Genomic DNA, 25,445 nt, shown 5'->3' on the forward strand with positions numbered 1-25,445 from the left:
CCGCGACAGCGCCGATGAGCCAGTTTCTCGGCACGCACACGAATAGGCTGGACGCCAAGGGCCGGGTATCGGTCCCGGCATCGTTTCGTGCCGCCCTGCGTCGGGATGGCGATTCGAGCGGCTTAATCCTGCGGCCATCTCACAAGCATCGCTGCATCGAGGCCTGGCCGACGCCGGTGTTCGAGGCGCTGGCAACGCGTTTGCAGGGGCTCGACCTGTTCAGCGATACGCATGATGACATGGCGGCCGCGCTTTACGCCGATGCCTGGCCGCTCGAAGCCGACAAGGAGGGGCGGGTTCTGCTGCCGGAACCGCTCGTGGAGCATGCGGGGCTGCGCGATAGCGTGGTGTTCATGGGTCTGGGCCGGACATTCCAGATCTGGGAGCCGGAAGCGGCCGATCGCCGCCGGGCCGAGGCGCGGGAGCGCGCGCGGATCGGCGGGCTCACCCTGCCGGCGGGGGCGCCATAATGAGTGGCGGTTTTTCCCATGTGCCCGTGCTGCGCGAGGAGGCGGTTTCGATGCTGGCGCCGCGTGACGGCGGGGTCTATCTCGATGGTACGTTCGGTGGCGGTGGTTACAGCGCTGCCATGCTGGAGGCGGCGTCCTGCACGGTCTGGGCGATCGACCGCGATCCGGCGGCGATCGCGCGCGGTGCGGCGCTCGCCGCCCGCTATCCCGATCGGCTGCATCTGGTCGAGGGCCGGTTCGGCGACCTGCTCGATCTGCTGCGCGACCGCGGGGTGCTGGCGCTCGACGGCGCGGTGTTCGATTTCGGGGTGTCGTCCTACCAGATCGACGATCCGGCGCGCGGCTTTTCCTTCCGCGCCGATGGGCCGCTCGACATGCGCATGGGCGCCGCCGGGCCAACCGCGGCCGATATCGTCAACACCTGTGCCGAGGCCGAACTGGCCGACATCCTCTTTCACTTCGGCGAGGAGCGCGCCTCGCGACGGATCGCCGCCGCCATCGTCCGGCGCCGCGCCTTGCAGCCCTTCGAAACCACGGCCGATCTCGCCGCGGTTATCCGCTCGGTGGTCCGGCCCGACCGCTCCGGGATCGATCCGGCGACGCGCAGTTTCCAGGCGCTCAGGATCGAGGTGAACCAGGAACTCGCCGAGATCGAGCGCGGGCTTGAGGCGGCCTCGTCGTTGCTGGCGCCCGGCGGGCGGCTTGTCGCAGTCTCGTTCCATTCGCTGGAGGATCGCATCGTCAAGCGCTTCATGAATGCGGCGACTGGCCATGTCGCCGCGCCTTCCCGGCACGATCCCTCCGGCCTCGCGCGGCCAGCTTCAGCGCCACGGTTCAGCGCCCTGACCCGTGGCGTCGTCACGCCGGGTAAGGCAGAGGCTGCCGCCAACCCGCGCGCCCGGTCGGCGCGGCTGCGCGGCATCGAAAGGCTTGCGGCATGATCCGCCCCGTCACCCTCGTGACCGGGCTGCTGATGCTGGGCTCCGGTGCCTGGTTGTTCGTCGTGAAACATCGCGCCGGCACGCTCGATCACCAGATCGGCGGCGTCACCGCGCAGATCCGCAGTTCCGAACAGCGCATCCGCGTGCTGCGCGCTGAATGGGCCCTCGAGACCGATCCGAACCGGCTGACGCGGCTTAGCGCGATGTTCATGCCGCAACTCAAGCCGATGAAGCCGGACCAGCTGGTGTCGTGGCAACAACTGGCCGATGCCCTGCCGCCGCCGGGCGCCGAGGCGCCGCATCTGCCGCTGCCGCCGCCTTTGCCCGGCGATGTTACCGGCGGGCCCCAGTCCCAGAACCAGCCCCAGAACCAGACCATGTCTCCGTCCGCGCCCGTTGCCTCCGTGGCGGCGCCGGTAAACGTTGCCCTCGCCACGATTCCGCCGCCGCCGCCGGCGCGGGTGCCGCCTGTTGCGAAGCGCGCGTCCGCACCGACCCGTACCGTGCTGGCGATGGCAAAGCCGCATATTGCCGCGCCACACCCGGTCGCACGGCCCGCCGCTGCGGTCCATGCGCCGGCGCATCACACCGTTGTCGTTGCCGCACATCGACCGGCCCCCCGGCAGCACAACGCCACCCCGTCATCTGTCATCGCGCAAGCGCGCCGGCCTCAGATGCTCGGAGCCTCGGTGCTCGCGCCCCGCCCGGCTGGCCATTCAGTGGCGGCGGCGATCAGGCCGATCAGGGCGAGCGATCCCTTGCCGGCCACGCCGTCGCGGTCTCCGGCGCGATCCGTGCGCACCGCTGCCCCGGTGACCCATGCGGCGTCGGTCTTCGGTGCTTATGCTGCGAGCCTGCCACCGCCGCGCCCGGCAGACGGAGGCGTGCCATAACCTCGCCGCCGCCCCGCGACAGCCTCTCGCCCCGTGTTCCCGGAAGCAGCCGCGATGCCGCCCGCCGCGCCGGCGCGCCCGAGCGCGGCGCGACTCCGCGCATGGAGCATGTGCGCGTTACATCCCCCGATCTCGTGCGCCGCGCCGCGATCGGCACGCTGCACCGGCGGCTTGCGGCCGGGTTCGGCGGGTTCGTCCTGATCTATCTGCTCCTCGCCGCGCGGGTCGTCTTTGTCACGGTCGTCCATCCGGTGCCGCCGGACAAGGCGGCGATCGCGGCGCAGACGCCATCCACCACCATCGCCCTGCCGCCGCCCGCGCGCGCCGAGATCACCGATCGCAACGGCGATATCCTTGCCGTTTCGCTGCCGGCCGCGGCCCTCTATGCCAACCCCAAGCAGGTCCAGGACCCGGGCGTCGCGGCGCGCGAGATCGCTGCCGTGATTCCGGGGCTCGATCCGGGATTCCTCGAAGCACGGCTTGCCGACCGCGCGCATGATTTCGTGTATCTCGACCGCAAGCTGACGGCTTCGCAGGAACTGGCGGTCAACCGGCTCGGGATTCCGGGCGTATATTTCGAGAACACCGAGCGCCGGCACTATCCGCAGGGAAATCTCGCGGCGCACATCCTGGGCGGCGTGACGCCGGACCAGCGCGGGATTGCGGGCATCGAGGACTGGTTCAACAAGCGTTTGACCGCTGACCCTGGCAAGCCGCTTCGCCTGTCGATCGATCTCGGCGCCGAGGGGATCGTGCGTCAGGCGATCTGGGAAGCGATGTCGGATTACGATGCCAAGGGCGCCTGCGGCATCGTGATGTCGGTGCGGACCGGCCGGGTTCTGGCGATGGCCAGCGTGCCGGACTACAAGGCCGACGATCTCGGCACGGCGCCCGCCGATGCACGGTTTAACCGCTGCGTTTCCGGCGATTACGAGCCGGGCAGCGTGTTCAAGCTGCAGACGCTGGCGATGGCGATCAATTCCGGGATGATCGAGCCCTGGGATCGGTTCAACACGACCCATCCGCTGCATGTCGGCCGGTTTACCGTGACCGATTTCGAGCCAGCGCATATCTGGATGGCGGTGCCGCATATCCTCGCCGTGTCGTCCAATATCGGCGCCTCGCGGATCGCGACCATCCTTGGGCCGGAAATCCAGCGCGCCTGGCTGCGCAAGCTCGGCTTCTTCCGTCGCCCGCCGATCCAGCTGCCGGAAGCCACCCCGCCGATGTATCACCCGAAGTCGAGCTGGAAGCTGCTGACGACCATGACGGTGAGCTTCGGCAACGGCATCGCGATGTCGCCGCTGCAACTGATTTCGGCGGTCGTGCCGGTCGTCAATGGCGGGGTCTGGTATCCGCCGACGCTGCTCGATCAGCGAACCCCGCCGGCAGGTGTGCGGGTGATGACCCCGCGGACCTCGCTCATCATGCGCAAGATGATGCGCAACGTCGTCACAGCACCTGATGGCACCGGCATCTATGCAAGGGTGCCGGGCTATCTCGTCGGCGGCAAGACCGGCACGGCGCAGGTCGTCGGCCCGAACGGGCGCTATCTGCGCCATCTCAACAACGCCTCGTTCATGGCGGCGTTCCCGATGAACGACCCTCGCTATGTGGTCTACGTTGTCGTGCTGCAGCCGCATGCGACGAAGCAGATGCTGCCGTTCTGCCATGGGTTCACCACCGGCGGTTATGTCGCCGCGCCCGCCGTCGCCCAGATCATTTCGCGGATCGGGCCGATGCTCGGCATCATGCCGCTGTCAGGCCAGGCGCTTGCCGAGGCGCAGGCTTCCCTGTCCATTCCGCTCGATCCCATGGCACCGCCGGGTCGGCTCGCGCTGGGGCCGGGGCATCTGTTCCCGCCGGGTGCAAGCAAATACGCCTATTCCCTCGCGCACCAGATCCCGCCGGCGAACACCGATGTCGCAGCGCATGACCGGGCCCTCGCGCGGACCGAGATGTGGCAACCCCTGGCGGCACCGGCGGCGCAGACGGTGAGCCTGCCCCCGGCGGCGCCCGCGCCCGGCGCCCGCACGCCCGGGAACAGGATCATGAATATCGCCCTGCCGGTGACACGTGCGGGGGGCTGAACTGATGGACGGTCTTTCACGTTACGGCACCGCGCCGTGCTGGACCTTGCCGCCGGAGGCGGCGTTTTCCGGAATCACCGCCGACAGCCGTGCCGTCCGCGAGGGCATGATCTTCGCGGCCCTGCCGGGCGCGCGATCCGATGGGCGCGACTTCATCGCCGAGGCCGTGGCCCGCGGTGCCGCCGCGGTGCTGGCCCCGACGGGCACGCGCTGGCCGCCGGGCGTGCCGCCGCGCCCGCTGATCGAGGATGCCGAACCGCGGCGCCGCCTCGCCGAGATCGCGGCGACGCTCGCCGGGCCGTTGCCGGAGACCATTCTCGGCGTGACGGGGACCAACGGGAAAACCTCGACGGTCGATTTCACCCGCCAGATGATCGCCGCCAGTGGCAGGAAAGCCGCCTCGCTCGGCACGCTCGGGCTGATCGCCCCGGGCTTCGCGCCGGGGGCGAGCCTGACGACGCCCGATCCGGTCACGCTGGCCGGAACCCTTGCCGCGCTGCAGGCGGCCGGAATCGGCACCGTAGCGCTCGAAGCCTCCTCGCACGGGCTCGACCAGTTCCGCCTGCACGGGCTGCGCCTTGCCGCCGGCGGGTTCAGCAACCTGACCCGCGACCATCTCGATTATCATGGCGACATGGCGTCGTATCGCGAGGCCAAGCTGTTGCTGTTCAAGGATCTGCTGCCCCCCGGCGCGCCGGCGGTAGCGATGGCGGATCTCGAACCCGCAACGCTTGCGGCCCTGCGCGAGATCGCGCAGGCGCGGCGGCTCGATTTCGCGACGGTGGGTGCGGGCGGGGATCTGTTCGATCTGCGCGGCATCGCCGCGACGCCGTCCGGCCAGGTGCTGTCGGTGGCGCAAGGCGGCGTGCTGCGCGAGATCGAATTGCCGCTTCCGGGCCGGTTCCAGGCGGATAACGCCCTGCTTGCCGCAGCATTGGCGCGTGCCGCCGGCGTGTCCGATCCACTCGGCCTGCTGCCGGGCCTCAAGCCAGTGCGCGGGCGGCTGGAGCGCGCCGCAGTGCTGGCGAATGGCGCAGCCGCCTATGTCGATTATGCCCATACGCCGGATGCGCTGGAGCGGCTGCTCGTCGCGCTGCGCCCGCACGCGGCGGGGCGGCTCGTGCTGGTGTTCGGTGCCGGCGGCGATCGCGATCGCGGCAAGCGGCGGCTGATGGGCGAAGTGGCCGCCCGGCTCGCCGATATTGCCATCATCACCGACGACAATCCGCGGAGCGAGGCCCCCGCCTCGATCCGCGCGGAAATTCTGGCCGCGTGCCCCGATGCGCGCGAGATCGGCGACCGGCGCGCCGCGATCGCCGCGGGGCTCGGCGAATTGCGGACGGGAGACGTGCTCGCTGTTGCCGGCAAGGGCCACGAGAGCGGGCAGATCGTCGGCGATGTGGTGCTGCCTTTCGACGATGCCGCGGTGATCCGGGATCTCGCGGCATGAGCGCTTTGTGGACCGCGCGCGACCTCGCCGCAGCGACCAACGGCACGTGGCTGCGCGGCGAGGCCGATGCCACCGGCGTCTCGATCGACAGCCGGACGATCGCGCCGGGCGCGTTGTTCGTCGCCCTGGCGGATGTCCGCGACGGGCATGATTTCGTGCCGGATGCCGAGGCGAGGGGCGCATCATGCGTGCTCGTCTCGCGGGATGTCGGTACCGGGCCGGCACTGCTTGTCGAGGATGTGCAGGCCGCGCTCACCGCGCTCGGCGCGGTTGGCCGGTCACGCAGCCGGGCGCGGGTGGTTGCGGTTACCGGGTCGGTCGGCAAGTCCACCACCAAGGAGATGCTGCGCCGGATCCTTGCCGCGTTCGGCTCCACCCATGCGGCGGAGGCGTCGTTCAACAACCATATCGGCGTGCCACTGACCCTGGCGCGTCTGCCGGCCGAAGCCGATTTCGCGGTGGTGGAAATCGGCATGAACCATCCGGGCGAGATCGCGCCGCTCTCTGCCATCGCGCGGCCACATGTCGGTGTCATCACCGCGATCGGCTCGGCGCATCTGGGGCTGATGGGCTCCATCGAGGCGATTGCCGATGAAAAGGCCGAGCTCCTGCGTGGCGTGATGCCGGGCGGGGCGGCGGTGCTGCCGCGCGGGCCGTTCCTCTCGCGCCTTGCGCGCCGGGCGGGGGATGGCGTGAGCGTGGTCAGCTTCGGTACGGACGACCTCGCGGAGGCAAGGCTGACCGAGGCCGTGAACGATGCCGACGGCGTGGCGCTGACGGCAAACATCCTGCGCCGGCCAGTCCGTTGTCGCCTTGCCGCGCCGGGGACACACATGGCGATGAACGCGGTGGCGGCGCTGGCGGCCGCTGCGGCGCTCGGGCTCGACCCGGCGCAGGCGGCGGCGGCACTCGACGGTTTTGCGCCCATGGCCGGTCGCGGTGCGCGACGCCGGATCACGGTCAACGGTGCCGGTGCCACGCTGCTCGACGAAAGTTACAACGCCTCGGGCCACTCGGTGCGCGCGGCGCTCGAGGTTCTCGCCCTTCTGCCCGGCCGGCGCATCGCCGTGCTCGGCGACATGCTCGAACTCGGGGACTTTGCCGATGCCGAGCATCGCGATCTTGCCGCGCCGGTGGCCGGCGTCGCCGATCTCGTGTTCGCCTGCGGGCCGCACATGCGCGTGATGTTCGATGCCCTGCCGGAGCGCCAGCGGGGCGCCTGGGCGGCGGATGCCGCTGCCCTCGCGCCGGCGGTGCGCTCGGCCCTCGCCGAGGGCGATGTCGTTCTGGTGAAGGGGAGCTACGGGTCGCGGATGCGTGATGTGGTTGCGGCACTCGAGGACAAATCCTGATGCTTTACGCGTTGCTTCTGCCGCATGTCTCGGCGTTTCACGTCCTGAACCTGTTCCGCTACATCACGTTCCGCGCCGGCGGCGCGTGCCTGACCGCGCTGGTCGTGAGTTTCCTGCTGGGGCCAGGGCTGATCCGCTGGCTCAAATCGCTTCAGAAGCAGGGGCAGCCGATCCGCGCCGACGGGCCGGAACGTCATCTGATCGAGAAGAAGGGCACGCCCACCATGGGCGGCTTCCTGATCCTGATCGCGCTGACCGTCTCCACGCTGCTCTGGGCCGATCCGCGCAACGGCTATGTCTGGGCGGTGCTGATGATCACCATCGGCTATGGCGCGCTCGGCTTTGCCGATGACTTCCTCAAGCTCACCAAGCGCAACACCAAGGGTGTGCCAGGGCGGATCAAGCTCGTGGTCCAGGCCGCGCTCGGGCTCGGTGCTGCGGTGTGGATCACCCGGCTGATGCCCGGCTCGATCGCCGATTCGCTCGCCGTGCCGATGTTCAAGAATCTGATGATTCCCTTCGGCCCGCTGTTCCCGCTGGTTGCGATGTTCGTGATGATGGGCGCGTCGAACGCGGTTAACCTGACGGATGGGCTCGATGGTCTCGCCATCGTGCCGACGATCATCGCCGCCGGCGTGTTCGCACTGATCGCCTATCTGGTCGGCAACCGGATCTTTGCGCATTACCTCGAAATCAATTTCGTACCCGGAACGGGTGAACTCGCCGTGTTCTGCTCGGCGCTGATCGGCGCGGGCATGGGCTTTCTCTGGTTCAACGCGCCGCCCGCCGCCGTATTCATGGGCGATACCGGCTCGCTCGCGCTCGGCGGCGCCCTCGGCTCGGTGGCGGTGGCAACCAAGAACGAGATCGTGCTGGCGATCACCGGCGGGCTCTTCGTCGTCGAGACCGTTTCGGTGATCGTGCAGGTATTCTGGTATAAAAGAACCGGGCGGCGCGTGTTCCTGATGGCGCCGCTGCATCATCATTTCGAAAAGAAGGGCTGGGCCGAGCCGACCGTTGTGATCCGGTTCTGGATCGTCGCGATGATCCTCGCGCTGATGGGCCTTGCGACCCTGAAAATCCGATGAGTGCAGCGGTGAAAACGTGGAAGCCGGTGTTCGCCGGCCGGCGCTTTGCGGTGATGGGGCTCGGGGTCAATGGCCTTCCGGCGGCGCGCGCACTCCGGGATATGGGGGCCGAAATCATCGCGTGGGACGATCACGAGGCGCGGCGAGACGCTGCCGCCGCCGAGGGCATCCCGCTCGGCCGGCCGAGTGAGGCGTCGCATCTTGACGGGCTCGTGCTGTCGCCCGGCATTCCGCACGCCCTGCCGGCGCCGCATCCCGAGGCGGCGGCAGCCATTGCGCGCGGCGTGCCGATCCTGACCGATGCCGAATTGCTGTTCCGGGCCGTTCGCTGCTCGGGAAGTGCCGCGCGATTCGTCGGCATCACCGGCACCAACGGCAAGTCCACCACCACGGCGCTGCTTGCGCATATCCTCGCCGCTTCGGGGTTCGAGGTTGCCGCAGGGGGCAATCTGGGGCCGGCCGCGCTCGCCCTCGGGCCGCTCGGCGATGACGGCGTCTATGTGCTCGAAATGTCCAGCTACATGTTGGAGCGAATCGAAAACATGCGCTTCTGTGCTGGAGCAATGCTGAATCTGACCCCTGATCACCTCGACCGCCATGGCAATATGGCTGGATATGAAGCTGCAAAGTCTCGGCTTTTCGCCGGGCAGGCAGCGGGGGATGTCGCCGTGTTCGGAATCGACGATGCGCCGACGGCGGCGATGGCCGACCGATTCGAGGGGGGCGCGGCGCGAGTCGTGCGGATTTCCGGCACTCAGCCTGCGGATATTTTCGCGCGCGGTCGGATGCTGGTCGATCATGCCGGCGTGATTGCCGATCTCTCCGCGGCAAAGGCGCTGCCCGGCACGCATAATGTGCAGAACGCGGCGGCGGCGGCGGCCCTCGCGCTGGCCCTCGGCGTGCCGCGCGAGACCATCGGCGCGGCGATGCGGACCTTCCCCGGCCTGCCGCATCGCCAGCGTCTCGTCGCCACGGTTGCAGGCGTCGCCTTCATCGATGACAGCAAGGCGACCAACGCCGAGTCGGCCGCCAGGGCGCTCGACTGCCATGATCGCCTGGTCTGGATTGCCGGCGGAATCGGCAAGGAGGGCGGCATCGAATCGTTGTCTCCGTGGTTTTCCCGTATTGCCCACGCGGTGCTGATCGGTCGCGACGCGGCCATCTTCGCGGCGACGCTCGGCACCGCGGGCGTATCGTTCGAACACGCCGATACACTCGAACGTGCGGTTCCGGCCGCCTTCGCGGCGGCGCAGCGGCTTGGGACCGGCACGGTGCTGCTCTCGCCGGCCGCGGCGAGTTTCGACCAGTTCACCGACTACGCGGCGCGGGGCCGACGCTTTGCCGAACTGGCCATGCGCCTTGGCGCGAAGGAGGCGATGTAATGCCGGTCCTTTCGCGCGCGGATGATTCGATCGTCGGGCGGTGGTGGTGGAGTGTCGACCGCGTCATGCTCACGGCCCTGCTGCTGCTGGTCGGCGTGGGCTATGTGCTCGCCTTCGCGGCGACCCCGGCGACCAGCCTTTCGCTCGACGATCCCAACACGATCGTGATGGTTCGTCAGATCCTCTATCTGCTCGCCTCCGGCCTGCTGATGGTCGGCGTCTCGATGCTCGACCTGCGTCACGTGAAGCTCGCGGCGCTGGCGATCGGGGTGGTGTTTCTGGTGCTCACCGGCTTCACCCTGGTCCATGGCGTCGTCGTCGATGGTGGCCGGCGCTGGATCGCGCTGCCGGGCTTCACCATCCAGCCGTCGGAGTTCCTGAAGCCGGCGCTCATCATCGCCTCGGCCTGGCTGCTCGCCGAACGGCGCCGCACCCCGGGATTTCCGGGCATGTTCGCGGCGATCGGCCTGAACGCCATCGTCGTGCTGATCCTGTTGCGCCAGCCGGATGTCGGGACCACGGCACTCGTGCTGGCGACCTTCTTCGTCCAGCTTTTCCTCGATGGGCTGAATCCCGCCTTTGTCGGTCTCGGGATCGCCGGTTTCGGGATCGGCGGGATCGCCGCCTTCGAACTGATCGCGCATGTCCACAAGCGGGTGATGCTGTTCCTGCATCCGACGAAGGACAAGGCCTACCAGGCGATCACCGCGCTTTCGGCCTTCGCCAATGGCGGCCTCTGGGGGCGTGGTCCCGGCGAGGGGCAGGTGAAGCATTACCTGCCGGATGCGCGCGCCGATTTCGTGTTCGCGGTGGCCGGGGAAGAGTTCGGCATGTTCCTCTGCCTCGGCATCATCGCGCTCTATGCCGTGATCGTGCTTCGCGGCCTCGTGCGGGTGCTGCGCGAGACCGATCCGTTCGCAGCCCTCGCGGCGACCGGTCTGCTGACCAGTTTCGGCCTGCAGGCGTTCATCAACATGGCGTCATCGCTGTCGATGATCCCGACCAAGGGAATGACGCTGCCGTTCCTGTCCTATGGCGGCTCTGCGGTGCTGGCGACGGGCTTGCAGATGGGCTTCCTGCTGGCGCTGACGCGCCGCCGCTCGCATGCCGAGCGCGCGGCGGACGGGCTGTTCGGCCTTGGGCTGCAGGATCGGGCGGTATGAGGGGCGCGATGCTGCATCCGATCGTGATCGCCGCCGGCGGTACTGGCGGCCACATGGTTCCGGCCGAATCGGTGGCGGATGAACTCATGCGGCGCGGCCAGCGGATCGTGCTGATGACGGATGCGCGGTCTGCAGCGCTGAGGTCGCCCGTCTTCGACGGCTGCGAGCGCCATGTTCTGGCCGGCGCTGGACTGGCCGGGCGAAGCCTCGGGCGCCGGCTGTCCGGTATGGCGCAGCTTGCGCGCGGCACGGGCACGGCACGCCGCCTTCTCGCGCAGCTCGACGCCGCCGCCGTGGTCGGCTTCGGCGGCTATCCCTCGGTGCCCCCGATCCTCGCGGCGGCCACGCTGCGGCGACGCCCTGCCATCGTGCTGCATGATCAGAACGCGGTTCTCGGCGGCGCCAATCGCTTTCTCGCCCGGTTCGCCGATCACATCGCGCTGAGTTTCGAGGGCACCGCGGGGCTGCCCGCAACGGCGCGCACGACGATCACCGGCAATCCGGTGCGCGCCGCCATCTCGGCGCTCGCCGCATCGCCCTATGCGCCGCCCGCGGAGACGATCCGGCTGCTGGTGCTGGGCGGCTCGCTCGGCGCGCGTGTGTTCGCCACCCTTGTGCCGGCCGCGCTCGCCCTGCTGCCCGAGGCGTTGCGCCAGCGGATCATGCTGACCATGCAGTGTCCGGCCGAGGCGATCGGTGACGCGCGTGGCGCGCTCGATGCCGCGGGGATCAAGCACGAGCTGGCGCCCTTTTTCAGCGATGTGGCGCCGCGGATGGCGGGGGCGCATCTGCTGATCGCGCGGTCCGGCGGATCCACCGTCGCCGAGGTGGCAACGATCGGGCGGCCGGCGATCTTCATTCCGCTCGCGATCAATACCGACCAGCGGCACAATGCCGATGTCCTGGCCCGGCGCGGCGGTGCATTGCGGCTCGACCAGGCGACGACGACACCCGAATTGCTGGCCCGGGCGCTCGGCACCCTGCTCGATGATCCGGCACGTCTCGCGGCGATGGCCGAGGCGTCGGCCGGCGCGCGGATCGAGGGGGCGGCGATGCGCCTGGCCGATCTCGTTCTTTCGGCAATTGCGGAGCGCGTACGATGAGGGCCATGCCGCTGTCGATCGGGACGATCCATTTCGTCGGCATTGCCGGGATCGGCATGTCCGGCATCGCCGAGGTGCTGCACAATCTCGGCTATTCGGTGCAGGGATCCGATCTTTCCGAAAACGCCAATGTCGCGCGCCTGCGCGCCGCGGGCATTCCGGTCGCGATCGGGCATGACGCCGCCAATCTCGGCAGCGCGCAGGTCGTCGTGGTGTCGACCGCGGTGCCGCGGGACAATCCCGAGGTGCAGGCGGCGCGCAAGCGGATGATCCCGGTGGTGCGCCGCGCCGAGATGCTGGGCGAGCTGATGCGGCTGCGCTGGGCGGTCGCGATCGGCGGTACCCATGGCAAGACGACGACGACGAGCCTGGTCGCGGCCGTGCTCGAAGGGGCGGGGCTCGACCCGACCGTGATCAATGGCGGGATCATCAACGCCTACGGCACCAATGCGCGGCTTGGCGGCGGCGACTGGATGGTGGTCGAGGCCGATGAGAGCGATGGCAGCTTCCTTCGTCTGCCGGCGGTGATCGCCGTCGTCACCAACATGGATCCCGAGCATCTCGACCATTGGGGCTCTGCGGAGGCGATGGAGGCGGGATATCGCCAGTTCGTCTCGAACATCCCGTTCTACGGGTTCGCCGTGCTGTGCATCGATCATCCCGGCGTGCAGCGGATGATCCCGGACCTGTCGGATCACCGGCTGATCACCTACGGCCTGTCGCCACAGGCGGATGTGCGGGCCGAGCGGATCATGTCCGACCGGAATGGCGCGACCTTCGAGGTTCGCCTCTCCGAGCGCGTGGCCGGGCGTGAGCGCGTGCTGGCGCCGATCCGCCTGCCGATGCTTGGCAACCACAACGTCCAGAACGCGCTGGCCGCGATCGCGATCGGCATCGAGATGGATGTGCCGGAGGTGGACCTGCGCGCGGCCCTGGCAAGTTTCCGTGGCGTGAAGCGGCGTTTCACCAAGACCGGCGAGGTCGCCGGCATCACCGTGATCGACGATTACGGCCATCACCCGGTCGAGATCGCGGCGGTGCTGCGGGCGGCGCGCCAGGCCGGGGCGCGGGATGTGATCGCCGTGGTGCAGCCGCACCGCTATTCGCGCCTTGCCACGTTGTTCGAGGATTTCTGCACCTGCATGAACGATGCGGGCAAGGTGATCGTCGCCGATGTCTACCCGGCGGGCGAGGAGCCGATTCCGGGCATTGATCGGGATGCGCTGGTCGAGGGTCTGCGGGCGCGCGGCCACAAATCGGTCGTCTCGCTCGGCAGCCCCGATCATCTAGCCGAGATGATCAACGCGATGGCCCGCGCCGGCGATTTCGTCGTGTGCCTCGGCGCCGGGTCGATCACCAATTGGGCGCAGGCGCTGCCCAACCAGTTGCAGTCGCTGATCGAGACCACCCGCCGCGGTGCCGGGGGGATGCCCATGGGGACGCCCGGGGGGATGCCCGGGGGGATGCGATGATGGTCGCGCCTGTCATGGCCGACTGGCGGGCCGGGCTGCCGGAAGTGCGCGGGCGCATCGGGTTCGATGTGCCTCTCGGCCCAGTGACGTGGTTCCGCGTCGGCGGCCCGGCAGAGGTGATGTTCCGCCCCGCCGATATCGATGATCTGAGCTGTTTTCTCGCCGCGCTCGCGCCGGAAGTGCCGGTGCTGCCGATCGGCGCCGCCTCCAACCTGATCGTGCGCGATGGTGGAATCGCGGGTGTGGTCGTGCGGCTCGTGCGCGGATTTGCCGACATCGAGGTCCAGCCCGACGGCATCGTGGCGGGTGCGGCGGCGCTGGATGCGACGATCGCCGAACACGCCGCGGCGGCGGGGCTGGCCGGACTCGAATTCCTCTCCGGCATTCCGGGCTCGCTGGGCGGCGCCGTGGCGATGAATGCTGGCGCCTATGGCACCGAGATCCGCGATGTTCTGGACTGGGCCGAGATCATCGGGCGGGACGGGACGGTCGCGCGCTATGCCGCTGGCGATCTCGCGCTGACCTATCGTCACGCGCGGTTGCCGGAGGGCGGAATCGTCGTGCGGGCACGGCTGCACGCGCGGCAGGGCGAGGCGACGGCGATTGCCGCGCGGATGGCTGAGATCCGCGCGAGCCGCGAGGCGACGCAGCCGGTGCGGGCACGGACCGGCGGCTCGACCTTCCGCAACCCCGAGGGCGACAAGGCCTGGCGGCTGATCGACGAGGCGGGCTGCCGCGGGCTTACGCAGGGCGGCGCGCAGGTTTCGGAAAAGCACTGCAATTTCCTCATCAATCTCGGCGAGGCGAGCGCCGCCGACATCGAGGGCCTGGGCGAGATGGTGCGCCGGCGCGTGCGCGAGCGCACCGGCGTCGAACTGATCTGGGAAATCCGCAGGATCGGCCTGCCCGGGCGGGGGGCGGCATGAAGCGCGTCGCGGTCCTGCTCGGCGGCATTTCGGAAGAGCGCGAGGTCAGCCTCGCCTCCGGCCGGCAGGTTGCGGCGGCGCTGCGCCAGGCTGGATATGACGTGTTCGAGATCGAGGTTGGCGCCGATCTCGGCGCGGTGATCGCAGCACTGACGCCGGCGCCGGATGCGGTGTTCAACGCGCTGCACGGCCGGTTCGGCGAGGACGGGACAATCCAGGGCGTGCTCGACTACATGGGCATCCCTTACACCCATTCCGGCGTCCGGGCGTCGTCGATGGCGATGGACAAGGGGGCGGCGAAGGCGGTTTTCGCCGCTGCCGGCCTGCCGCTGGCGCAGCACCGCATCGTGCCGCTCGATGTGCTCGCCGCGGCCGATCCGCTGCCGCGCCCCTATGTCGTCAAGCCGGTGAACGAGGGCTCCTCGGTCGGCGTGTTCATCCTGCGCGATGGCGATAACCGCCGTGCCGACATCGCGCGCGACTGGCGCCACGGCACGGTGGCGATGACCGAGGAATATGTTCCCGGACGCGAACTCACCGTTTCCGTGCTCGATGACCGCGCCCTGGCCGTCACCGAAATCCGCGCCGAGGGGTTCTACGATTACACGGCGAAATATGCCGCCGGCGCCTCGCGCCACGAAATTCCGGCGCAGGTTCCGCCTGTGGTGAGCGCAAGGGCGAAGGATGTCGCGGTCGCGGCGCATCGCGCGCTCGGCTGCCGCGGGGCGACGCGTTCGGATTTCCGCTACGATGACGAAACGGATCGGCTCGTGCTGCTGGAGGTGAACACCCAGCCCGGCATGACGCCGACCTCGCTGCTGCCCGAGCAGGCGGCCCATTGCGGAATCGACTTCCCCGCCCTGTGCGCCTGGATGGTGGAGAACGCCACATGCCGCGTGTGAAGGCGCGCAAGACCACTGTGCAGGACCGGCCGAGCCCGCGCACGCTGCTGCTGCGCCGCTTGCGGCGGGCCGGACGGCCGACGGCGGTGCTTGGCGTGGTCGCCATCCTGCTGATCGCGGTGCCGCTTGGCTTGCGCGGCGTGGCCGCCGTGTTCCGGCCGGTGCGCGCAGCGGCGGCGGGCCTTGCGGCTGACGCCGGTTTCCGCGTCGCCCATATCGAATTGCAGGGCGTGGCGCCAGGCTCGCGCGCCGTGGTCGAGCGGGTCATCGCTGTCGAACGGGGCCAGCCGATCTTCGCGGTCTCGCCGGCTGTGGTGGCGGCACGGGTCGGCGCGCTCGGTCTCGTGCGCACCGCGGTGGTCGAGCGTGTGCTGCCGGACACGTTGCGGGTCGAGGTGACCGAACGCCGCGCTCTTGCGATCTGGCAGCGGCCGGACGGACGATTCGCCCTGGTCGGCCCCGGTGGGGCCGTGCTGGAGGATCGCGATGCCGGCGCGGCCCGCGCACATGACCCGAGCTTGCGGCTGCTGGTCGGCATCGGCGCGCCGAAACATGCGCAGGATCTGCTCGACCTGCTCGCGCGATTCCCCGCGATCGACTCCAGGGTGGTTGCCGCCGAACGGATCGACCGGCTGCGCTGGAACCTCATCCTGCGGGACAAGACGATCGTGGAACTGCCGGATTCCCATCCCGCGCGTGCGCTCTCCGCGCTGATGCAGGCAGAGCGGAAGATTCGCCTGCTGGAGCGGCCGGTGCGCCGGATCGACCTGCGGCTGGCCGATCGGCTGGTGGTGCGCCCCTATCCCAAAGGCTTCGCGACCGAGGCGGCAACGCCATCGGCCGCAGCCGGTAAGCACAAATCATGAGGGAGGCACGGACATGAACGATCTGTCCCGCCGCGCGACGATCACCGCGACACGGGCCGACCCTCGCCAGCAGGATGCGCGACGCCAGCCCGCGCGCTCTGGCCCGTTCGGCGTGCTCGACATCGGCTCGACCAAGATTTCCTGCCTCATCGGCCGCGCTGAGAGCGATGGCCGGCTGCGCGCGCTCGGCTTTGGCTGGCAGCGCGGGCGGGGGGTCAAGTCCGGCGGAATCGTCGATCTCGAAGAGGCGGAGAAAGCCATCCGCGCCGCTGTCGGCGCGGCCGAGGACCAGGCCGACATGCGGCTGAAATCGGTCACGGTGAACCTGTCATGCGGGCAGCCGGAGAGCCGGCTGTTCAACGTGCAATGGCCGATCGACGGCCGCGCCGTGACCGAGGACGACATCCGCCGCGTGGTGCGCGAGGCGCGGGCCCGCGCGGCATCCGAGGGGCGCGGCACGATCCATGCCCTGCCGCTGAATTTCTCCACCGACGAGACCGGCGGCGTCGCCGATCCGCGTGGCCTTTATTGCGACACGCTGACCGCACAGCTTCATGTGGTCGATGCCGCCACCACGGCGATCAAGAGCGTCACCGCCTGTCTCGAACGCTGCGAACTCGAGATTGCCTCAATGGTCTCGGCGCCGTTCGCCTCCGGCCTCGCGACGCTGGTCGAGGACGAGCGCGAACTCGGCGCCACCGTGATCGACATGGGCGGCGGCACGACGACGATCGCGATTTTCGCCGAGGGGCAGATGCTGCACACGGCGCAGCTGCCGGTCGGCGGCAATCACGTCACCAACGATGTCGCCCGTCTGCTGTCGACCCAAGTGGCGCATGCCGAGCGGCTGAAGACGCTCTACGGCACCTGCCAGGAAAGCCCGGACGATGCGCGCGAACTGCTGCCCGTGCCGCTGGTCGGAGAGGCCGAACACCAGATCGCCAAGGTGCCGCGCAGTGCGCTGGTGTCCATCATCCGCCCGCGGCTCGAGGAGATTTTCGAGCTGGTGCGCGACCGGATCGAGACCTCCGGCCTCGGTCGTGCGGCCGGCGCGCGCGTGGTGCTGACCGGTGGCGCATCGCAACTCGTCGGCGCCCGCGAACTCGCGGCACAGATCCTCGATCGCCAGGTGCGCATCGGCAAGCCGCTCGGCGTCATCGGCCTGCCCGACGCGGCCACCGTGCCGAATTTCGCCACCATGATCGGGCTGCTCGCCTTCGCCACCGGCGAGGGCCAGACGATGCACGACATCGATTTCAACGTCGCTGCGCCGCAAGGCCGGTTGGCCCGGTTCATGAATTTTCTCGTGCGGCGGATGTGATGACACACCCCCATCGCATCGCCGCCCTCCCTCGTTTCACGCCCGCCTGCCAGGAGACGCAGACATGACCCTGAACCTGATCCGACAGACCACGACACAGACAGATTTCACACCGCGTATCACGGTGATCGGCGTCGGCGGCGGCGGCACCAATGCGGTCAACAACATGATCGCCCTCAACCTGCCGGGCGTGGAATTCGTCGTCGCGAACACCGACGCGCAGCAGCTGATGCTCTCGCGCGCCGAACGCCGCATCCAGCTCGGGCCGCATATCACCCAGGGCAACGGCGCGGGCGGACGGCCGGAAATCGGCAAGGCCTCGGCCGAGGAAGCGTCGGAAGACCTCGCCCGGCATCTCGACGGCGCGCACATGGTGTTCATCACCGCGGGCATGGGCGGCGGCACCGGCACGGGTGCCGCACCGGTCATCGCGCGGATGGCGCGCGAGCGCGGCATCCTGACGGTCGGCGTGGTGACCAAGCCCTTCGCCTTCGAGGGCCGCCGCCGCCTGCGCTCCGCTGAAGACGGGATCAACGAGCTGCAGCAATTCGTCGATACGCTGATCGTGATTCCGAACCAGAACCTGTTCAAGGTGGCCAACGAGCGCACGGGCTGGAAGGAAGCCTTCGAGATGGCCGACCACGTGCTCTACATGGGCGTGCGCGGCGTGACTGACCTCATGGTTGTCCCGGGTCTCGTCAACCTCGACTATGCCGACATCCGCTCGGTGATGTCGGTGATGGGCAAGGCGATGATGGGCACAGGCGAAGCCGAGGGCGAGGATCGCGCGATCCGCGCCGCGGAGGCGGCGATCTCGAACCCGCTGCTCGAAGACACCAACATGAAGGGCGCGCGCGGGCTGCTGATCAACATCACCGGCAGTTCCGACTTCTCGCTGCATGAACTCGACCAGGCGGCGAACCGCATCGCCGAGGAAGTCGACGAGGATGCGAACATCATGGTCGGCATGGCGCTCGACGAGAGCCTCGGCAGCCGGGTCCGGATTTCGGTTGTCGCGACCGGGATCGACACGCCGGCGCCATCGCAAGCCGAGCGGCCGCGCCTTGCCGCGGTGTCGGGCGACAGCGTCATGGTGGAGGCGAATGCGACCATCGCGGCGCATGTGCAGGCACCGGTGAACCACGCCGCGCAGACGTCCGGGTTCCAGCATCAGCCTCAACCTCAGCCTTCGGTCCAGCCGCAGGCGCTGCATCCCCAGGCTGAAGCTGCCCCGGCGGCTCCGCGTCAGCAATTCCAGCAGGAAGCGCCGGTACGGGCGCCGATTTCGGCACCGGCGGCCTACCGCGAGGCGCCCCGCGCCGCCGAGCCGCCCCGCAAGCAGAGCCTGTTCAGCCGGATGACCAATGGTTTCCGCAACGCGGCAGCGCCCCAGCCCGTCCAGCCGGCGGCCGAGCCGCCGCGGGCGGCGATGCCGGCCTGGCCGGCCCGGGAAGAGGCATCCTATCCGTCGCCGCAGCACGCCCCGCGCGACCTGTCGCATGGCGCGGCACCGGACGGCGCGTCCCACCATGTCCCGCATCAACAGCATGAGCCGCGTGCGGCCGTGCGGCTCAGCCACAACGAGGAAATCGGCATCGATATCCCGGCATTCCTCCGTCGTCAGCAATCCTGACGCCATCGCTATCCGGCCGGCTGATCGGGTGAAACCGATCAGCCGGTTCATCCGATCGGATGATACGCCGCGTGACCGGCATCGCTTCGCGTTCCCCAACCGGCTGCGCGCGCTGTCATCCAAATCCTTCCGCTCACCGTGTTGTGCACTTGCCGCGTGCGCTGTCGCGGCGCCATCTCTCCGCGCATGACGGATGCTCTCGGATTGCTGCTGCTGGCTGCCGCGATCGGTGCGTGGTTGGCGTTCGACGCCACGCGGGACAGGGGCGAGCGCCCGGCCAGCGATGCGGGCGCGAAAGCGATGCTGCATGGCGTCGTCGGCAGTCTCGGCCTTGCGGCTCTTGTCGTCACGCTGGATCGCCACCCGCTCGCGCAGCGCATGGGCCTTGGCGGGTTTGGTGCCGGCGCAGAACTCCTGCTCGGGCTTGCGCTTTGCCTTGGCCTCTCCGTCATCGTCATCGCCTCGCGCGGGCGGCGCATTCCGGGCCTGCTGCTGGCGATCCACGCCATGCTGGCCATCGCAGGCATCTCGCTTGTCCTCGCCATTGCGGCACTTGCCTGATTTTGCGCTTTCGCAACGATCCTGGATGAAATAGGATAATTCAACTTTCAGTTGAGAATTATCCTTTGGACGCCGGACTGACCATCGACAGAACGACACCCTCGTCGGCGGTCACAACGCCGGACGGTGGCTATCGGGCGGCCTCCTATGCGGGGCGCATCGTGCTGTTCCTGCCCGTGGCGATGCTGGCTGGCGTGCTTCTCTATTTCGACCTTGGCAGTGAACCGCCGGTCTGGATCGCGCCTGTGGCGATCATGCTGGCCGGCGGTGGCCTTGCCCTTTGTTGGCAGCGTCCGGTCCTCCGACGTATCGCCGCGCTGTTCCTCTTCGCGACGATCGGCTTCGGGCGGGCACAGTGGCAGGCGATCGCGATGCCGCCGCCGATCCTCGTGCCGCATGGCGTCGTCACCGTCGCCGGGCGGGTCAGCTCGATCGATATTCTCCCGACCGGCCGCCGGGTGGCACTCGCTTCGCCGCGGCTCGATGGCGGACCCGCCCTGGCCCGCGCGGTGCGGGTCAAGCTGCGCAAGGGCGACGATCTTCGCCTTGCCGCCGGAGACCTTGTCCGTGTGCGCGCCTTTCTGTTCGCCCCCTCGCGCCCGGCCTATCCCGGCGGGTGGTCGTTCGCGCGGGACCAGTTCTTCTCGGGCATCGGGGCGGTCGGATTTGCCGTGAGCAAGATCGCGATCATCCGTCCGGGGCGGCCGGGCTGGGCCGGCGCGCTGAGGCGGCTGCGGGAGACGATCGCCGCCCGTGTCCTGACCGCCATGCCGCCAACGACCGGGCCGGTGGCGGCGACCTTGCTGACCGGGTTCGAGTCGGCGATCCCCGCCCGTGAGCGGCAGGATTTCATCACCGCCGGGCTTGCGCACATCCTTGCCGTCGCCGGCCTGCATATCGGGATCGTGATGGGCGCTTTGTTCGCGGTGGCGCGATTCGCGGCTGGACTGTCCGAGCCGTTGCTCCTGCGGGTCCCGGCCAAGGTGGTCGCCTCGCTCGTCGCCTTCGCCGGCGGTCTGGTCTACGCGGCGCTGACCGGGTTTCACGTTCCGATCGAGCGAAGCCTCGCAATGGCGGGCCTTGTCCTGCTCGGCATCGTCGCGGGGCGCCGGGCGCTGTCGCTCCGTGGCCTGGCGCTGGCGGCTTTCGCGCTGATGCTGATCGAGCCGCAATCGGTTCCGGGTCCGAGCTTCCAGATGAGCTTCTCGGCCGTGCTGGCGTTGATTGCCGGCTACGAGGCGTTCGGCCGCCGGCTCACGATCGGAGGCGATGGATGGCACCAGCGCCTCGGGAGGCATGTGGCGGCGCTGGCCTTCACCTCGCTGCTCGCAGGCGGCGCCTCGATGCCTTTCGCCGCCTACCAGTTCCAGCAGGTGCAGCCCTACTACATCCTCGCCAATCTGGTCGCTGTGCCGCTGACCGCGCTGATCGTGCTGCCCGCGGGGATGGTGGCGCTGCTGCTGATGCCGCTGCATCTCGAGGCGCTGGCGCTGGCGCCGATGGGGTGGGGGATCGCCGCGATTCTGGCCGTTGCCCGGTTTGTCGGCGAGTTGCCGCACGCCCTCATCGCGATCGGGCCAAGTCCGGGCTGGCCGGTTGCGCTGCTGGGCTTCGGCATGGCGCTGCTGGGCCTGCTGCGGGACCGGACGCGCTTCGCCGGGGCGCCGCTGGTCGCGATCGGCCTTGCGGGCATGATGACAGGCCGCGCGCCGGATGTGCTCGTCTCGCCGACAGCGTCTCTCGTCGCGGTGCGGGATGGCGCGGTGGTGCGGATTCTCGTGACCCGACGAGCCGACAACTACACGCTGGCGCAGTGGCGCCCGGTTTTCGCCCATGATCGCGTCCGCGTGGCGAGGGCAACCGATCTCTGCCCCGACGGTCGATGCCGGTTCGATCGCGGGCGGGTGCTGTATCTCGACGGTCCTGCCGCGGCGAAGGGCGGCTGCGGCGAGGCGCGCGTGGTCGTCTCGCCGCGGCCCCTGCGCGGCGCCTGTCGTGGCCGTGGGCGCGTCGTGCTCGACCGTTTCAGCGTGTGGCGGGATGGCGCGATCGCCCTGCGCTTCAGCGGGGCCCGCTTGCGGTTCGCGACGGATCGGGACGTGCAGGGCGCGCGGCCCTGGGTGCCGGATTGGCCGCCGCGCTGGCACCGGCGCCGATAGGGCATTATCCGATCGGATGGGGTTTCTTGATCGTATATCGTGCTCTGAAGCGGGCGGTGCACGGCAGCCGATTGCAGGTCTCATGCAGGAAAACGTAGCGCCGCGCGGCGGCGGTGTTGCCCTGCCGGGGCCTGGTGCGCGACAGGACACGCGCCTCGGCAATGGCCCCGAGCGTCTGGCCAAGGCGCGACGTCATGGCGCCGCGCGCCAGATACACGCCGGCGCGCAGCCAGAAGCCCGCCGGGCCATCCCAGTCATGCGCGATCAGCAGGCGGTTGCGGACGAAATGGCGCCACCGCCCCGCGCTCCAGCCCATGCGCGCTTCGGGCGACACGGCGTGGACGACCGCGAGGTCGCCGTGATGCTCGATCTTCCAGCCGGCAGCGATGGCGCGGCGCGCGAATTCATATTCCTCCCAGGCGAAGAACAGCGTCGCGTCATACCCCCCGAGCTGCTCGAAACAGGCGCGCGACAGGGCATGGCCGCAGCCGACGAAGGTGGTGGCGGTGAAACGCCGCTCCGCCTGCCGCACGAGGCGCGCGGGATATCCCCAGCTCGTCCGGTCGAGACAGGCGCCATCGGCCGCGAGTATCCGAAACCCGATCGCCCCGAGGCGATCTGCGCCGGCGATCCGCCGCGCGGCGTGCGCCGCCGTGTCGCGGTCAGCGAAGACGGCATCATTGTCGAGACTGATGATCGTCCTGCCGCGCCCGAGCGTTGCGGCGAGATTGCGGCCCCCCGGCACGCCTAAATTCCGCGCGACGCCATAAACCGCAACATTTTCATAGTCCTGCGCCGCGGCTGTCAGGGCCGCGCGCATGGCTGCATCCGAGGCCTGGTCCAGGATGATGACATGGCTGTCCATGCCGGTCTGGGACGCGGCCGAGCGGAGGGCGGCGATGGTTTCGCGCGGCCGCTGATGGCTGAGAATGACGATATCCGCATCATAGGCGCGGCCGGGCGGCGGCGTTCCCGCCAGCAGGTGCGGCTCAGACGGCATTGCGCCCAATGAGCACGGCGGGAACCGTCCGCAACAGGATCGCGATATCGAGCCAGACCGACCATCGCTCGATGTAATCGAGATCGGCGGCGACGCGCGCGGTCACGAGGTCGCGCCGCTCCGCCGGGCCGCGCAGGCCCCGCACCTGTGCAAGGCCGGTCAGCCCCGGCTTTACCCGGTGGCGCACGCCGTAGAACGCGATCGCCTGTTCGAAGGTGAAGTCCCCGCCGCTTGTATGCGGCGCGTGGGGCCGGGGACCGACCAGCGACATGTCGCCGCGCAGCACGTTGACGAGCTGCGGCAGTTCATCGAGCAAGAGGCGGCGGAGAACGCGGCCGAGCCGCGTGATCCGCCGGTCGCCCGCGCGCGCCTGGACGACGGGGATGTTGCGACCCGTGGCGTCCTGCGGGTGCATCGTGCGGAACTTGAAAACGGTGAATGGGACGCCATCCAGCCCGATCCGGCGCTGCCGGAACAGAACCGGGCCGGACAGGCACAGTGAAATGGCGATGGCGGCGAGGAGCGGGGACAGCAGAACGCTCAGGAGGGCGGCGCCAATGATGTCCATCCCTCGTTTCGCTGATGCAGCCAGGGGGCGGATCGGCCGGTCGAGCGCCGTGACGAGGCGAAGCCCGAGGCCCGCAGCGAGGTCGCCGGCGCCGATTTCGGCAGCGGCGTCGAAGGCGAGACGTATCCTGACCGGCTGGTCCGCGAGGCGGGCGAGCAGCGCGTCCAGCCGGCCGCGCGTCTGCACGCTGTCGCCGCGGCGGATGACGACGATGAGATCGCCGATCTGGTCGGACCGGATCAGCCCCTCCAGCGTCGCGACATCGGCAATCGCGCGCAGACCCAACGAGGTCGCCAGCCCCAGGCAGAAAATATATCCAAGGCGATGATCGGCGAGGCGATCGAGCTGGTCGCAGACCGCGCGGTCGCACGGCGCGGTGGTCACGAGGGCCGCGGCCCCCTGGGCAACGCCGATCCCATGACGCTGCCAGATCCGGGCCACGGCAATCCGGCCTGCGAACAGAAGGGTCGCGGTCAGGGTGAAGGCGGCAATTGCCCAGCCGAACGATGTACCGAGCGGCGGTGCTGTCGGCGACGGCCGCAGCACCGCGATCCGCAGCAATGAGAGCGTTTCCGCCGCCACAAGCGCGCGCATGATCGAGGTTGCGTGATCGAGCGGGGCGCGGACCGGCCCCGGCTCGTAAAGCCCCGAGCCCGCCAGCGTGATGACGGTCAGCGCAGCATAGACGAGCTGACTTGGCAGGCCACGCGCCATGGTGGGGGCGGAAAGCAGGAACCGGGAGCCGAGTTGCGGGCCGAGGCAGGCGGCGGCGATGTCGGTAACCAGCAGCAGGAAGAGGCCGGCATGCATACCGATATGGATGTGCCGGCCGGGCGCCTGCGGCTGTCTTGCTGCCGCTCCGTTGCGGACAGGTTTGGCGATGGAGTTGAAAGCGGTCTGCGACATCGGTCCGGAACGACCTCGGCTTTCGGGGATACAACTGAAGATTGTATTGAATTAACCGAAAACCAGACGCCGGGAAAGCAGAAAATTAACCAGAAAGCCGGAAACGGAACCTGCGCACACGGCCAGCACGGGGTAGTGCCGCGGCAACACGAAGCTGGCGATGAGCAGGGAATAGGCGCCGCGGTTGATCGAGAAGCCGATCATGTTGACGAGCAGGAAGCGCAACCATTGCGTGTGGGCGGGGCGTTGGGTGCGTGCGCGAAAGGTCCAGATCCGGTGCAACATCCAGTTGCAGCTTGCCGCAAAGACGTAGGCCGCCATGCCCGCGCCGTAGAGCCCGAGGCTGGGGATGAGCGCATAGACCGCGGCGATATCCACGAGCAGGCCAAAGACGCCAACCGTGCCGAACCGCAGCAATTCGCCCGCCGCATCGCGATGACGCGCCGGGAGGCGGCTGGTGATCAGCATGATGGGTGAGGGCAGGGCCGGCATGCGGCCGGAGAGTTAACAGGCTTCCGGCAGTGCGCAACCTGGCCTGTGACAAATTCTGTCAAATTCGCACCTTGCGGTAAGAAAGCTGTCCGGTTCTCTTGACCAACGCCGGAGAGCCCCATCATCATGGTATAAGGAAGCGGATCATCCGGGCGGAGGGTCCCGCGCCATCATGAACGGAGGAATCAATGCCCCAGGTTAAACTCACGGTGAACGGCAAGCCGGCGACCGCCGAGGTGGAAGCCCGCACGCTGCTCGTCGAGATGCTGCGCGAAAACCTTCACCTGACCGGCACACATGTCGGGTGCGACACCAGCCAGTGCGGCGCCTGTGTGGTCAAGATCGATGGCAAGTCGGTGAAGTCGTGCACGATGCTCGCGGTGCAGGCGAATGGCAGCGAGATCACCACGATCGAGGGGCTGGCGGCAGCCGACGGCACGCTGCACCCGATGCAGGAGATGTTCCGCGAACATCACGGCCTGCAATGTGGCTTCTGCACCCCGGGCATGGTGATGAGCGCGATCGATCTGGTCGAGAGCCATCCGGAAGGCCTGACCGAGCAGCAGATCCGCGAGGAACTCGAAGGCAATATCTGCCGCTGCACGGGCTACCACAACATCGTCAAGGCGATCGCCGCCGCTTGGCCGCTCATGCATGGGCGCGAGCTGCCGCAGGCCGCCGAATAAGGTTCCGGCTGCAAAAGGTGA

Annotated in this window: 22 protein-coding genes; 19 read left to right on the forward strand and 3 right to left on the reverse strand. The window is 69.0% G+C overall.

Features of this window, described 5'->3' with window-relative positions:
• Positions 1–14: 14 nt before the first annotated feature.
• From mraZ to B7Z76_RS09295, 18 genes are all read left to right on the forward strand, one after another.
• The gene (gene mraZ / locus B7Z76_RS09210) at positions 15–470 is read left to right on the forward strand and encodes a division/cell wall cluster transcriptional repressor MraZ (RefSeq protein WP_291343516.1); all 456 of its coding nucleotides are present in this window, start codon (positions 15–17) and stop codon (positions 468–470) included.
• On the forward strand, positions 470–1,411 hold the full coding sequence (gene rsmH / locus B7Z76_RS09215; RefSeq protein WP_291343518.1) for a 16S rRNA (cytosine(1402)-N(4))-methyltransferase RsmH: 942 nt from the start codon (positions 470–472) through the stop codon (positions 1,409–1,411). Before mraZ ends, rsmH begins: the two co-directional genes overlap by 1 nt.
• The gene (locus B7Z76_RS09220) at positions 1,408–2,304 is read left to right on the forward strand and encodes a hypothetical protein (RefSeq protein ID WP_291343520.1); all 897 of its coding nucleotides are present in this window, start codon (positions 1,408–1,410) and stop codon (positions 2,302–2,304) included. The genes rsmH and B7Z76_RS09220 overlap by 4 nt, the downstream gene beginning before the upstream one ends.
• A gap of 101 nt (positions 2,305–2,405) precedes the next feature.
• Positions 2,406–4,394 carry a penicillin-binding protein 2 gene (locus B7Z76_RS09225; protein ID WP_291343522.1) on the forward strand — a complete coding sequence of 663 codons (1,989 nt, stop codon included), beginning with the start codon at positions 2,406–2,408 and terminating at the stop codon, positions 4,392–4,394.
• Between the two features lie 4 nt (positions 4,395–4,398).
• Complete coding sequence (locus B7Z76_RS09230; protein WP_291343524.1) at positions 4,399–5,844, forward strand: UDP-N-acetylmuramoyl-L-alanyl-D-glutamate--2,6-diaminopimelate ligase; 1,446 nt, start codon at positions 4,399–4,401, stop codon at positions 5,842–5,844.
• Entirely contained in the window at positions 5,841–7,196 is a 1,356-nt protein-coding gene (gene murF, locus B7Z76_RS09235) for a UDP-N-acetylmuramoyl-tripeptide--D-alanyl-D-alanine ligase (protein WP_174502878.1), read from the forward strand. The genes B7Z76_RS09230 and murF overlap by 4 nt, the downstream gene beginning before the upstream one ends.
• Positions 7,196–8,284 (forward strand): phospho-N-acetylmuramoyl-pentapeptide-transferase, encoded by a 1,089-nt coding sequence (gene mraY / locus B7Z76_RS09240; protein WP_174502877.1) that lies wholly within the window; start codon positions 7,196–7,198, stop codon positions 8,282–8,284. Before murF ends, mraY begins: the two co-directional genes overlap by 1 nt.
• Positions 8,281–9,666, forward strand: a complete 1,386-nt coding sequence (murD, locus tag B7Z76_RS09245; protein WP_174502876.1) for a UDP-N-acetylmuramoyl-L-alanine--D-glutamate ligase — start codon at positions 8,281–8,283, stop codon at positions 9,664–9,666. The genes mraY and murD overlap by 4 nt, the downstream gene beginning before the upstream one ends.
• Complete coding sequence (locus B7Z76_RS09250) at positions 9,666–10,829, forward strand: FtsW/RodA/SpoVE family cell cycle protein (RefSeq protein WP_174502875.1); 1,164 nt, start codon at positions 9,666–9,668, stop codon at positions 10,827–10,829. The genes murD and B7Z76_RS09250 overlap by 1 nt, the downstream gene beginning before the upstream one ends.
• Before the next feature lie 8 nt (positions 10,830–10,837).
• A complete protein-coding gene (murG, locus tag B7Z76_RS09255; RefSeq protein ID WP_236656273.1) occupies positions 10,838–11,932 on the forward strand; it encodes an undecaprenyldiphospho-muramoylpentapeptide beta-N-acetylglucosaminyltransferase in 1,095 nt (364 codons plus the stop codon).
• Complete coding sequence (gene murC, locus B7Z76_RS09260; RefSeq protein ID WP_174502873.1) at positions 11,929–13,404, forward strand: UDP-N-acetylmuramate--L-alanine ligase; 1,476 nt, start codon at positions 11,929–11,931, stop codon at positions 13,402–13,404. The genes murG and murC overlap by 4 nt, the downstream gene beginning before the upstream one ends.
• A complete protein-coding gene (gene murB / locus B7Z76_RS09265; protein ID WP_291343528.1) occupies positions 13,401–14,330 on the forward strand; it encodes a UDP-N-acetylmuramate dehydrogenase in 930 nt (309 codons plus the stop codon). Before murC ends, murB begins: the two co-directional genes overlap by 4 nt.
• Positions 14,327–15,232, forward strand: coding sequence for a D-alanine--D-alanine ligase (locus tag B7Z76_RS09270; RefSeq protein ID WP_291343529.1), 906 nt, complete (start codon positions 14,327–14,329; stop codon positions 15,230–15,232). The genes murB and B7Z76_RS09270 overlap by 4 nt, the downstream gene beginning before the upstream one ends.
• Positions 15,220–16,098 carry a cell division protein FtsQ/DivIB gene (locus B7Z76_RS09275; RefSeq protein ID WP_174502870.1) on the forward strand — a complete coding sequence of 293 codons (879 nt, stop codon included), beginning with the start codon at positions 15,220–15,222 and terminating at the stop codon, positions 16,096–16,098. Before B7Z76_RS09270 ends, B7Z76_RS09275 begins: the two co-directional genes overlap by 13 nt.
• Before the next feature lie 13 nt (positions 16,099–16,111).
• A complete protein-coding gene (gene ftsA / locus B7Z76_RS09280) occupies positions 16,112–17,419 on the forward strand; it encodes a cell division protein FtsA (protein WP_174502869.1) in 1,308 nt (435 codons plus the stop codon).
• Positions 17,420–17,483: 64 nt separating this feature from the next.
• A complete protein-coding gene (gene ftsZ / locus B7Z76_RS09285) occupies positions 17,484–19,052 on the forward strand; it encodes a cell division protein FtsZ (protein ID WP_291343533.1) in 1,569 nt (522 codons plus the stop codon).
• Between the two features lie 186 nt (positions 19,053–19,238).
• Complete coding sequence (locus B7Z76_RS09290) at positions 19,239–19,613, forward strand: hypothetical protein (RefSeq protein WP_174502867.1); 375 nt, start codon at positions 19,239–19,241, stop codon at positions 19,611–19,613.
• Positions 19,614–19,678: 65 nt separating this feature from the next.
• Positions 19,679–21,772 (forward strand): ComEC/Rec2 family competence protein, encoded by a 2,094-nt coding sequence (locus B7Z76_RS09295; RefSeq protein ID WP_236656271.1) that lies wholly within the window; start codon positions 19,679–19,681, stop codon positions 21,770–21,772.
• A gap of 4 nt (positions 21,773–21,776) precedes the next feature.
• On the opposite strand, the gene B7Z76_RS09300 is transcribed toward B7Z76_RS09295, so the two are convergent.
• From B7Z76_RS09300 to B7Z76_RS09310, 3 genes are read right to left on the reverse strand one after another with little or no spacing between them, the layout of a single operon-like run.
• Positions 21,777–22,772 carry a glycosyltransferase family 2 protein gene (locus B7Z76_RS09300; protein ID WP_174502866.1) on the reverse strand — a complete coding sequence of 332 codons (996 nt, stop codon included), beginning with the start codon at positions 22,770–22,772 and terminating at the stop codon, positions 21,777–21,779.
• Positions 22,762–24,246, reverse strand: coding sequence for an exopolysaccharide biosynthesis polyprenyl glycosylphosphotransferase (locus tag B7Z76_RS09305; RefSeq protein WP_291343536.1), 1,485 nt, complete (start codon positions 24,244–24,246; stop codon positions 22,762–22,764). Before B7Z76_RS09305 ends, B7Z76_RS09300 begins: the two co-directional genes overlap by 11 nt.
• Positions 24,247–24,297: 51 nt before the next feature.
• On the reverse strand, positions 24,298–24,714 hold the full coding sequence (locus tag B7Z76_RS09310; protein WP_291343538.1) for a GtrA family protein: 417 nt from the start codon (positions 24,712–24,714) through the stop codon (positions 24,298–24,300).
• Positions 24,715–24,926: 212 nt separating this feature from the next.
• Here B7Z76_RS09310 and B7Z76_RS09315 point away from each other — a divergent pair, with 212 nt between their 5' ends.
• A complete protein-coding gene (locus B7Z76_RS09315; protein WP_174502863.1) occupies positions 24,927–25,424 on the forward strand; it encodes a (2Fe-2S)-binding protein in 498 nt (165 codons plus the stop codon).
• Positions 25,425–25,445 lie beyond the last annotated feature (21 nt).

The sequence above is a fragment of the Acidiphilium sp. 20-67-58 genome (assembly GCF_002255515.1).
Lineage (GTDB): Bacteria > Pseudomonadota > Alphaproteobacteria > Acetobacterales > Acetobacteraceae > Acidiphilium.